Raw genomic sequence first — 8,825 nt, forward strand, 5'->3', positions numbered from 1 at the left:
GCCTCTTCGGTGCACTAACGCTCCTAATCACCCGCCGCAGCTCACCTCGAACGCCCAACAGATAACCTTTCGGTGATCGGATTCATTGAGGTTGTTATGCCGCAACTGCCGCTCAACACTTGTAATATCACTACACAACCTCCTCAATATCTACTCCCATAACAAAGGTTGGAATTTCAGGAAAAATTGGTGCTTCTTTAGCAATTTTACAAGCCAAAGACATCATGTTTCCAACAGAATGCAAACAATACTCAAGAGCATCAGGAGCAGAGTCATCATCTTGCTGAGAAGCTTCAATCCACTCAGATACAGTTTCAAATGGAGAACCTTTCGAGCGAACTTGCTTTACTGAGAATGGATTAGACGGAATTGGAAAATAAATTGAGGGCAGATTCCCTAGGTTGCTACCAGGAAGAAACCGCCTGACAACAAACTCCTTTCGTGTTGCTTGTCCCAAGGGTACATAATGAACAACTAAGTCTCGATAAGCAGACAATTTAGCTAGCCAACCGCCTTCACTTTCGTTGGTTATTTCACATAGTTCGGAGGCTAGGGAATTATCGGTAATATTGGCTTTAAATATCTCTTTTCTCAAAGAATTCATTAATCGAATTCGATTTTCAGAGTTTAGAGAGCTTTTGAGTACAAAATTTGCAACAAACTCTGCCAAATAATCTCGAAGAGTGCATAGCTCTCGAAGTAGGTCATGAGTTTCCAAGTAGATAGAAAATGAATTCAACGTTTCAATCTTCCCAAGAGAAAACTGATGCTGTTCACACAAAGACCAAAGTTCAACATTATATGCGTCGGATAATTGCCGAAGCCTTAAATTACAAGCCTTCATCTCAAATCCAATTCGGCTACAAATATCCATCAATTCGATATTTCCTGCCTTGAAAGCAGCATTTGCTAACCCGCTCCACTTATTTTCTGCGTTGAAAGAAGAATTTTTATCTGTTTGCTCTGCATGGAATGGATACCACGTAGGTGGGTAGTATCCCTGTGCTTGCTGAGAAGTTTCATAGTAGTCAATTCCAACAATTTTGAATCCTAACGAGATTAAATCCCACGGTAAATCATGATACCGATCTATAGAAAATGTTGGTATACGATCATTGCTACCAAGAGGAATAATGACTTCTGAGCCTGTCTTATTAACGGCTCTCAGTCCACCTACTAGGTGAACCATACGAGTAACGTTATACCACTGTCCTTCAGTCATGAATTATCCCTAACAAATTCTGTATGGAAGTTATTGTCTACCATCGTAGCTTTGCATCAACGAACTGTATTGGCGCATTGCAAAAGTTGGTGCATTCTTCTCACCGAGATCCTCAAAACACTGGTTCACCTTAACTGTGAGCAATCCACCGGGAAGGTACTGCCCCTCCTACCTCTGCGTTATCAGCACAGTGCCTCGCTTCTCGGCTTCCGGTGGTTAACGGAAGATGAAGGAATCGAACCTTTACAGGTATAACCTGTACCCCAGCTTTCGAGACTGGTTGCCATCCATTTAGCAGCATCTTCCAAAAGCACACCAGGGAACTAATGTCACCTAGGAATGCAAACTTGGAGGAAGGTGGAAGAATCGAACTCCTACGGTTATTAGCCGTACCACGGTGTTCAAGACCGCTTGCCGTCCACTCGGCGGCACCTTCCTTGAGGGATGTCTAAATATCAATTAAGAGACGCTCCTACGCTGACCTGAGTGGCGTACTTTCCATCTCTGCTTACTCTAATTCATCTAAAAGGCAGGATGACCTCAGAGGGCATCCTGCTCAATAATGTAATCTGCTAGCTTGACGCGCGGTATGTAGATTCCGATAACTAGGGCTTTAGGACGTTATCAGGAAACTGCCCTTGCATATTACCCGCAGGAGTATACTGGCAGACTACATAGAAGGCGTTATACTGATTACCGTCAATCGTTTCAGTGCCCTGTGCTGCACCGCAACCGACTTGGGTACTACTCTTCCAAACCACCTGAGTAAAATGCCCCGTGTCGCTAGAAAACCCAGGATTGGTATAATTGTAATCTTTTACCTCATCGTACCAGGACTGAACCGCGTTATTTGCAAGAGTAGCAGCAGATGGAGCCATTCCCGTGCTGTAGGAGACGTATATGTTCTCTCCATAAGGACCACCACTGTGTTCAAAGGCTCCAGTAGCCGCCAGTTTTTCAGCCCAGCCTTGAGCACTGCTGTTCAGGGAGTCGCTGATACTCATATCAGAATCATTGTGATGCATGGCTCGATAGGTATTGTGCTTGGATAGAGCGGTACTACGCATGGTTGCTAGGTCAATGGCTGTTTGCCCAACAGCAGTACCACTTCCAATTGCCTCCAAGGGAAGAATGGCTGCCAAGCCTATAAGAGTTACCCCAATTAATTGTTTTCGATTCATTGACATTTATTTTTTCAAAACTATAAATTAATCATCTATCTTAAGAAAGGCTTTTTTTATTAAAATTCATTAATTTTTGTTTTATTTTAAGACTGGACTTTCACTAAATTGGAAAATTTTGATATAGGACATAGGATTTCTTCCTATCGCCCCTTTACACATCAGGGGCACCTTCCTTGAGGGTGTCTGACGGGACTCGAACCCGCTATGACTGGTTCCACAAACCAGCGCCGCGACCGCTTTGGCTTCAGACACCATCAGTGGAATCAATGGGAATTGAACCCATGACCTCCTACTTGCAAGGCAGGCGCTCTAACCAACTGAGCTATGACCCCATAAATTTGGTGGATACTGGTCGGAATCGAACCGACATCTTCGCGGATGCGAACCGAGCGCTCTACCAATTGAGCTACAGACCCATGTTTAGTGATTAGCATTTGAACCCATGCGCTGAGACTGGCAGACTCAGATGCTAACCACTACATCACACCCGCAAGTTTCAAAAGCAGATAACGAGGCTCGTTCGCGAAGCGTTCTCGAAGAGTACTCGTGCCAAGAGTTTGGAAGACTCACATGCTACCGTTACACCATATCCGCTTGATTAAAAAAAGTGGGGTGCTGACCACTCAGCCAGGTGGAAACCTCAAGGTTTTATGGAACCTATAACCAGAACTTCTGGATTTTATCGAGCTTTAACCTTTATGGTTTGAATGTTAACTGTCTAATCTTTAACGATTGAAGTTTGAGCGTTAAGCGTTGAGCTTTAAGCTTTAACATTCATGGTTGATGGAGTTGGACTCGAACCAACAACTTCATGACTGGAGATCATGCGCTCTACCCATTGAGCTATCCACCAAAACCATAAATTTAGAGATTTTCGAGTGACCAGCAAGCCCATTTTAGTCTGGGACTTCAATCATTGTCCGCGCATTGCTGATAGATAGAACGCGATCGCAAGTTGACTCGAACTGTTCGACGAACGTCACTCGTCTGGCAATTTCTTCTGCCAAGTTAGTTGGATCGAGCAGTTCAACACCCTCGCGTGCCAGGAAGCTATCGGCTAATGATTCGTACTTCTCCGAAGAGGCATTCTTACCTAACACTTCTATCGCCAGTTTATCCAGTCGTTCCTTCACCCGCGCTTGGGCAACTTTGTACTCCTGGCAGGTGCGAGAGTAGGCCGAGGTAATTGTGGCAAGAACTTCTTTGTAGTACGAGATGAAGCTCTTCATTTCGATTGCTTCGGCGATTGTCATCTCTTGCCCTGCAACACTGACCATCGTCGAAGCGTTGGAAAGAACGATCGCTCTTTTGATGACTCGTCTGCGATCAATCAGAGCATCCACCCTTTGCAGAGAGGCTCTCGCTTGTGCTGCATGATCATCTCTGGACTTGAATCCTGTTGGCACTTTGCCGACTTCAACAACAGCAATCAAGGTGTTATTGTCCAAAGCTACTCTTGCTGAATTAATGCGCTTTTCCAACAGCGTCAACTCTGCTAGAGCATCCGTAACTGTCATCGTTGTCATATTTCCCTCCTCTGCAAAATCAAAAAGACCTCTAGCATAGCCAAAGCAGGTGGCGAGATTTGAACTCGCATCAGAAGGTTACGACGCTCCTATGCTAGCCATTGCACCACACCTGCATTTTGGTAGCGGGAGCCAGGAGTTGAACCTGGTGATGTAAGGCTTATGAGACCTCCGAGCCACCCTTGCTCCATCCCCGCGTGTTACCAATGCCCCTGACTGGACTCGAACCAGTAACCTCTTCCTTCTGAGGGAAGCGCCTTCTTCCTATTGGGCTACAAGGGCATATCGGGATGGCAGGACTCGAACCTGCGACTCCATACTCCCAAAGTATGGCTTCTCGCCGCTGAATTACATCCCGTTAATACTCCTGGTGGGAATCGAACCCACAATTTAATAATCGGGTTTAAGCCGACCGCGTCTTCCAATTCCGCCACAGGAGCAAGTTTTGGTACTCCCGGTGAGACTCGAACTCACACAACACACTATTTTTGAAATAGCGGCCTCTTCCAATTGGGCTACAGGAGCATAATTTGAGTGTCCTTTGAAACATTAAAACGGACATTTTGCTTCGCAGGACAAAACTGAGGAGGCAGGGATCGAACCTGCATTTTTCCGCTTTCAAAGAGCGGTGCCATACCTAATTAGGCGACTCCTCAATCAAAGTTATTGGGTTGATTAAATATTAGACTTTGGGATTGATTATGCTTATTCCAATATCCCCTTGGTGGTTTTTGGATTCCATAAGCTTTACACCATTTTTCTACCGCCTTGTCACTTACCCCGAATTCTTTAGCTATCAATGTTGTTGGCTTTGACCAAATTAATTTTTGCAACTCTTTTTTTGAAGGTCGTTCTACTTTTCTTTTTGTAAAATTTGAGCGCAGAGAAGCACATTTTCTGCAAAGTGCTAATTTAGAATACTTAGTTATTGGAGCATAACATTGAGAAGAAACAAATGGCTGCCGGGGTAGGGCTTGAACCTACATGACTCCTGCTTCAGAGGCAGGGGACTTTACCAATTCGTCTACCCGGCAATGAATAAATGGCTGCCCTGGTAGGGATTGAACCTACGACCATTCGCTTAACAGGCGACTGCTACTTCCACTGAGCTACAGGGCAACGACAGTCCCCCAGGTCAGTATCGAACTGACGACCTCTTGTTTTTCAGACAAGCGCTCTGACCAAAAACTGAGCTACCGGGGGAAATTTCAACGGAGAGAGAGGGATTTGAACCCTCGTCGGTTAAACCCGATCAGACTTTCCAAGTCTGCGTCTTAAGCCACTCGACCACCTCTCCAATTGAACGAGAGCGGAAGGAATCGAACCTTCACGTCTTCAGTTTCGTAGACCGATGTTTTATCCAGTTAAACTACGCTCTCATTGAATGGCGCGGGGACTGAGATTTGAACTCAGAACGTTGGTTTTGGAGACCAAAATGTTGCCAGTTACACCATCCCCACATAGGATTTGAACTTTGAACCAAAATCTAAAATCCAAAATTCAATGGGTCGAGCAGGATTCGCACCTGCAATGCATAAAAGCGTCGCTTTTACAGAGCGCTGCCCACGCTAATAGGCGAGCCGACCCAAGAAGAAATGTTGAATTATGAATGATAAATGCTGAAAAAACTTTCATAATTCATCATTCACAATTCATAATTTAAAAGGCGGAGAGGACAGGACTTGAACCTGCACGCGGGTTGCCCCACGCTTCCTTAGCAGGGAAGTGCTTTAACCAATTCAGCCACCTCTCCAGATAGCCCCAGGGGGATTTGAACCCCTCGTTTCCGCCTTGAGGGGGCAGCGTCCTAACCACTAGACGATGAGGCTTTGTTTATCAGTAGGAGTAGCAGGACTTGTTCGCGTAAGCGTTCCCGAAGGGTACCTACGACTGGCACCTTATGAGGGTGCTGCTCTGCCAACTGAGCTATACTCCCAAGCAATACAAGTGGGAGTAGCAGGGGTCGAACCTGCAACCCTACGGTTAAGAGCCGTCTGCTCTGCCTGTTGAGCTATACTCCCACGCACCAAGTAATTTGCAGATTGAGAGGTCGAGGTGGGATTTGAACCCACGAATATCTCTTTTGCAGAGAGACGCCCTAAACCACTAGGCAACTCGACCTTGTTCATCAATCTGATAGCCCTAACGGGACTCGAACCCGTAATCTCCACTTTGAAAGAGTGGCGGCTTCAACCATTCGCCTATAGGGCCATAGAAGGGGGCGATGAAAACTCAACTTCGGTGTAGTAGCTGCACCAACGAGGCTGACGGGGCTTGAACCCGCGACCTTCGCTGTGACAGAGCGACACTCTAACCAACTGAGCTACAGCCTCATGAATCAAGCAGTTGGAAATTCTGTTAGCCTCTGACGCTTGTGCCTACTTTGAATGTAGTTTTGTAGCATTTCATCGGTAACAGCCTGCTTGACCTGTGTAGTTTCCTCTAGGAGAGGATAAGGTTTCAGCTAGCTACTCAGTGTTCCTGTGATTTGGGATATCTGGAACTTGCTGTTGAGCTACGCCCCCAGTTTTGATGAAAGGTGTATTACATATTTAGTTTTCAAGGTTCGGTTATTATGGCTTGGGTGGGAGCTGTTTGGCTCTTTTCCCTTCGCTCTATACATACTACAAAAATACTACAAAAGCGTCAAGGGTTTGGGCAAAATTTTTTGAGATTCGCTGAAGAGCTTATGGATAGGGATTGGGAGGCGATCGCCCCTAAGAACACCAGCGCTAATTTTCGTCAAAGTTCCACAGAAACTTACAGGCTGACTAAACCCATCACACAGCCGTGGTTGTCCTCAAACAAAAAGCCCGGAATTGCTCCGGGCAACTGAGTAATGTATTAGCTTACTTTGCTCAGTTAATTACCTGGCAGTGGTGGTAGTGGGCAATTCTTCCCGCAATACACCTCAAGTAGGCGAATCGTTGCCGTATCCTTAAACTGCTTTGTCTCGTTGAATTCTTTCTGAGGTGAGGTATAGATTCCTGCCAAGCTGCCGTCATTGCCTGCTCCCAGCCGGAAGGCGATATCCTCAGAGGGTTGTTTAGCGAACTTAACGTATTCCCGCGACTCATTCGCTAGGTTGTAGGACAATGTAGCATCACCGTAGGCTGTCTCTGCTTTTTTCAGGGGTGTTCCAGCTCCAACACCTTCACTGGTTCGATACCTGGGATTGTCAGTAACTAACGCCTCAACGATATCGGTATCCGCCATCGGTGCCCCAGCCGGATACAGAATGTAGTATTGTTCTTTGCCACCTTGAATAATTGCGATCGCATCAAAATCCACTATAAACGGTGACTGAACCTGAAACTCAGCCTTATCTCCCAGCAATTTTTTCAATTGTCCCAACGTCATCCCAACTCTAGCTTGTCCAATACCTTTAGCTGAAATAAGCTGATTTTCATCTGGTTTGGCAGCATTAGAAGCATCAGCCGTTGGATTCTTGCTACGCGATGCCTTCGGAGATGAATTGCTACTGACACGAGGAGAGGGTGTCTCTTCAGTTAATGGGGTTGCTGTTTCTTTAGTAGGCAGGGGTGATACTTCTCCAATAGGCGCAGGTGATGTCTCACGAGTGGATTGATTCTTCGTCTGACTACAACCGACTAGCAGAATTAAAAAAATAGCTGTAAGAGGGATTTTGAGTTGGCGCATTTTGTCTGGAAATATAGAGGCTAGCTTCAGGGAGTAGGGAGTAGGGAGTAGGGAGTGGGGAAGAAAACGTAATTAACCTCACTAGCTGAGGAAATGCTATATACGTCCCAAAAACTCTAAAACTCGGTCAGCGATCGCTTCAGCATACTCTTCATGCATTCCCAGCGAACCCGGAAGCAAGGAAACTTCGACTCCTGTTAACTCAGCTAGGGCATTCATTTCTGCCTTAGATTGCGAGGGAGACTGTTCGCCAACAACTAGCATCACTGGTACGGGTGCAGGTTGGAACCAGGCGAGGAACTCAGAGCGATCGCATACTGGATCAATTGCCCCCGTAACAAACGCCGCAGGCGCATATCTAGCCCCCGGTTGCTGAGTAATCAGCCATTTTTTAGCAATAAATTCTGGTGTCAATTTGGCATCATCAACATAAACATGACGCTTGTACATGAAGCGCAGAAATGATGGTAAGGTATTCAGCTTGTAGAGGGTTTGACCGAGAATAGGCGATCGCACTAACTGCCTCACCCAACCCGCCAACTGCTGATCTACCCCCATCGTTGGCAAAGGACCGCGCCAAGTAGGAGCAACTAAGATAATCCTAGAGCAAGATTGCGGCATTTTTTGCACCAGTTCCATAGCGTATCCTGCTGAATGTCCAGCCGCAGCGATCGCAATTGGGCGATCAAAGATATCTCTGACAAAATCTTGCAACAACTGGTGGTAGAGTGCAGGTTGGTAGTCTAAGGGAGGACGATCCGACTGACCAAACCCCAGCCAATCTAAGGTGACAGTCTGAAACTGAGACGATAAGCGTTTGGCTAAACCGCCCATTTCGCCTCGTGTCGAGACGGTGCTAAAGGAAGGAAGCAGTAACACAGGCGTTCCCTCACCCAGAGTTTCATAGGCGATTGTTAAGGTTCGCCCTTCCCAGTTCCAGAGATAGCGTTGCACAACGCCACTAATACCAGAGCTAATCGATGTAGGTGGCGTTGCAGTGGATTGAGTACTCACTGCCATAGTTTAAATTGTATATAACCCCAAAATAATCATAAGTCCAGCCACGCCGTCTTACTCCCTTCCCAACGTTAGATTATCTACGCCAATCTTCCCCACTCCCCTGTTGTATGAGGTGATGAGGAAGATGGGGAGCGGGTTTTTTTTGACAAGGTGAGGGGGTGAGTTGTACTGGAAAATTCGGGTTTTCTATCCCCTTGTCCCCTTGTCCCCTTG

6 protein-coding genes, 27 tRNA genes and 1 pseudogene are annotated in these 8,825 nt (G+C 46.3%); 1 reads left to right on the top strand and 33 read right to left on the bottom strand.

Annotation, left to right across the window (positions count from 1 at the left end):
- Positions 1 to 130 precede the first annotated feature (130 nt).
- From IQ257_RS01630 to IQ257_RS01775, 31 genes and pseudogenes are all read right to left on the bottom strand, one after another.
- Positions 131 to 1,222 carry a hypothetical protein gene (locus IQ257_RS01630; protein ID WP_193878296.1) on the bottom strand — a complete coding sequence of 364 codons (1,092 nt, stop codon included), beginning with the start codon at positions 1,220 to 1,222 and terminating at the stop codon, positions 131 to 133.
- Positions 1,223 to 1,442: 220 nt separating this feature from the next.
- Positions 1,443 to 1,528, bottom strand: a tRNA-Ser gene (locus tag IQ257_RS01635).
- A 42-nt stretch (positions 1,529 to 1,570) separates the two neighbouring features.
- Positions 1,571 to 1,659: transfer RNA gene (locus IQ257_RS01640), tRNA-OTHER, on the bottom strand.
- 168 nt (positions 1,660 to 1,827) lie between these two features.
- Positions 1,828 to 2,403 carry a CAP family protein gene (locus IQ257_RS01645; protein ID WP_193878294.1) on the bottom strand — a complete coding sequence of 192 codons (576 nt, stop codon included), beginning with the start codon at positions 2,401 to 2,403 and terminating at the stop codon, positions 1,828 to 1,830.
- Positions 2,404 to 2,584: 181 nt separating this feature from the next.
- A tRNA-His gene (locus IQ257_RS01650) sits at positions 2,585 to 2,658 on the bottom strand.
- Positions 2,659 to 2,664: 6 nt separating this feature from the next.
- Positions 2,665 to 2,738: transfer RNA gene (locus IQ257_RS01655), tRNA-Ala, on the bottom strand.
- A gap of 7 nt (positions 2,739 to 2,745) precedes the next feature.
- A tRNA-Ala gene (locus tag IQ257_RS01660) sits at positions 2,746 to 2,822 on the bottom strand.
- 361 nt (positions 2,823 to 3,183) lie between these two features.
- Positions 3,184 to 3,259, bottom strand: a tRNA-Gly gene (locus IQ257_RS01665).
- 43 nt (positions 3,260 to 3,302) lie between these two features.
- The gene (locus IQ257_RS01670) at positions 3,303 to 3,932 is read right to left on the bottom strand and encodes a hypothetical protein (protein WP_193878291.1); all 630 of its coding nucleotides are present in this window, start codon (positions 3,930 to 3,932) and stop codon (positions 3,303 to 3,305) included.
- 44 nt (positions 3,933 to 3,976) lie between these two features.
- A tRNA-Thr gene (locus IQ257_RS01675) sits at positions 3,977 to 4,048 on the bottom strand.
- Positions 4,049 to 4,052: 4 nt separating this feature from the next.
- A tRNA-Met gene (locus tag IQ257_RS01680) sits at positions 4,053 to 4,130 on the bottom strand.
- A 9-nt stretch (positions 4,131 to 4,139) separates the two neighbouring features.
- Positions 4,140 to 4,214, bottom strand: a tRNA-Leu gene (locus IQ257_RS01685).
- 3 nt (positions 4,215 to 4,217) lie between these two features.
- Positions 4,218 to 4,290: transfer RNA gene (locus IQ257_RS01690), tRNA-Pro, on the bottom strand.
- Positions 4,291 to 4,294: 4 nt separating this feature from the next.
- Positions 4,295 to 4,372: transfer RNA gene (locus IQ257_RS01695), tRNA-Leu, on the bottom strand.
- Between the two features lie 6 nt (positions 4,373 to 4,378).
- Positions 4,379 to 4,457 (bottom strand) — tRNA-Leu (locus tag IQ257_RS01700).
- Positions 4,458 to 4,513: 56 nt separating this feature from the next.
- Positions 4,514 to 4,588 (bottom strand) — tRNA-Gln (locus tag IQ257_RS01705).
- Positions 4,586 to 4,801 (bottom strand): annotated as a pseudogene (locus IQ257_RS31330) (HNH endonuclease); the annotation flags it as partial. The pseudogene IQ257_RS31330 and the gene IQ257_RS01705, both read right to left, overlap by 3 nt.
- Before the next feature lie 87 nt (positions 4,802 to 4,888).
- Positions 4,889 to 4,966, bottom strand: a tRNA-Gln gene (locus IQ257_RS01710).
- Positions 4,967 to 4,975: 9 nt separating this feature from the next.
- Positions 4,976 to 5,051 (bottom strand) — tRNA-Asn (locus IQ257_RS01715).
- Positions 5,052 to 5,058: 7 nt separating this feature from the next.
- Positions 5,059 to 5,135, bottom strand: a tRNA-Phe gene (locus tag IQ257_RS01720).
- 9 nt (positions 5,136 to 5,144) lie between these two features.
- Positions 5,145 to 5,229 (bottom strand) — tRNA-Ser (locus tag IQ257_RS01725).
- A 7-nt stretch (positions 5,230 to 5,236) separates the two neighbouring features.
- Positions 5,237 to 5,311, bottom strand: a tRNA-Arg gene (locus IQ257_RS01730).
- A gap of 6 nt (positions 5,312 to 5,317) precedes the next feature.
- Positions 5,318 to 5,392, bottom strand: a tRNA-Trp gene (locus tag IQ257_RS01735).
- A 44-nt stretch (positions 5,393 to 5,436) separates the two neighbouring features.
- A tRNA-Tyr gene (locus IQ257_RS01740) sits at positions 5,437 to 5,519 on the bottom strand.
- Between the two features lie 80 nt (positions 5,520 to 5,599).
- Positions 5,600 to 5,685: transfer RNA gene (locus tag IQ257_RS01745), tRNA-Ser, on the bottom strand.
- A gap of 3 nt (positions 5,686 to 5,688) precedes the next feature.
- Positions 5,689 to 5,761 (bottom strand) — tRNA-Glu (locus IQ257_RS01750).
- 11 nt (positions 5,762 to 5,772) lie between these two features.
- A tRNA-Met gene (locus IQ257_RS01755) sits at positions 5,773 to 5,868 on the bottom strand.
- 12 nt (positions 5,869 to 5,880) lie between these two features.
- Positions 5,881 to 5,953, bottom strand: a tRNA-Lys gene (locus IQ257_RS01760).
- A 26-nt stretch (positions 5,954 to 5,979) separates the two neighbouring features.
- Positions 5,980 to 6,053 (bottom strand) — tRNA-Cys (locus IQ257_RS01765).
- Between the two features lie 16 nt (positions 6,054 to 6,069).
- A tRNA-Glu gene (locus IQ257_RS01770) sits at positions 6,070 to 6,143 on the bottom strand.
- A 48-nt stretch (positions 6,144 to 6,191) separates the two neighbouring features.
- Positions 6,192 to 6,265 (bottom strand) — tRNA-Asp (locus IQ257_RS01775).
- A 356-nt stretch (positions 6,266 to 6,621) separates the two neighbouring features.
- Between IQ257_RS01775 and IQ257_RS01780 the strand changes: the two genes are divergently transcribed.
- The gene (locus IQ257_RS01780) at positions 6,622 to 6,768 is read left to right on the top strand and encodes a hypothetical protein (protein WP_193878289.1); all 147 of its coding nucleotides are present in this window, start codon (positions 6,622 to 6,624) and stop codon (positions 6,766 to 6,768) included.
- 26 nt (positions 6,769 to 6,794) lie between these two features.
- On the opposite strand, the gene IQ257_RS29705 is transcribed toward IQ257_RS01780, so the two are convergent.
- Complete coding sequence (locus IQ257_RS29705) at positions 6,795 to 7,592, bottom strand: hypothetical protein (protein WP_228060334.1); 798 nt, start codon at positions 7,590 to 7,592, stop codon at positions 6,795 to 6,797.
- A 96-nt stretch (positions 7,593 to 7,688) separates the two neighbouring features.
- On the bottom strand, positions 7,689 to 8,612 hold the full coding sequence (locus IQ257_RS01790) for an alpha/beta fold hydrolase (protein WP_193878287.1): 924 nt from the start codon (positions 8,610 to 8,612) through the stop codon (positions 7,689 to 7,691).
- Between the last annotated feature and the right edge of the window lie 213 nt (positions 8,613 to 8,825).

Origin of the sequence: Coleofasciculus sp. LEGE 07092, assembly GCF_015207375.1 — a bacterium.
In the GTDB taxonomy this organism is placed as follows: Bacteria; Cyanobacteriota; Cyanobacteriia; order Cyanobacteriales; family Coleofasciculaceae; genus LEGE-07092.

Excerpts from the sequence above, each read along its gene's own strand:
- IQ257_RS01670 (WP_193878291.1), bottom strand. The coding sequence starts at position 3,932 with ATGACAACGATGACAGTTACGGATGCTCTAGCAGAGTTGACGCTGTTG.
- IQ257_RS01645 (WP_193878294.1), bottom strand. The coding sequence starts at position 2,403 with ATGAATCGAAAACAATTAATTGGGGTAACTCTTATAGGCTTGGCAGCC.
- IQ257_RS01630 (WP_193878296.1), bottom strand. The coding sequence starts at position 1,222 with ATGACTGAAGGACAGTGGTATAACGTTACTCGTATGGTTCACCTAGTA.
- IQ257_RS29705 (WP_228060334.1), bottom strand. The coding sequence starts at position 7,592 with ATGCGCCAACTCAAAATCCCTCTTACAGCTATTTTTTTAATTCTGCTA.
- IQ257_RS01780 (WP_193878289.1), top strand. The coding sequence starts at position 6,622 with ATGGATAGGGATTGGGAGGCGATCGCCCCTAAGAACACCAGCGCTAAT.
- IQ257_RS01790 (WP_193878287.1), bottom strand. The coding sequence starts at position 8,612 with ATGGCAGTGAGTACTCAATCCACTGCAACGCCACCTACATCGATTAGC.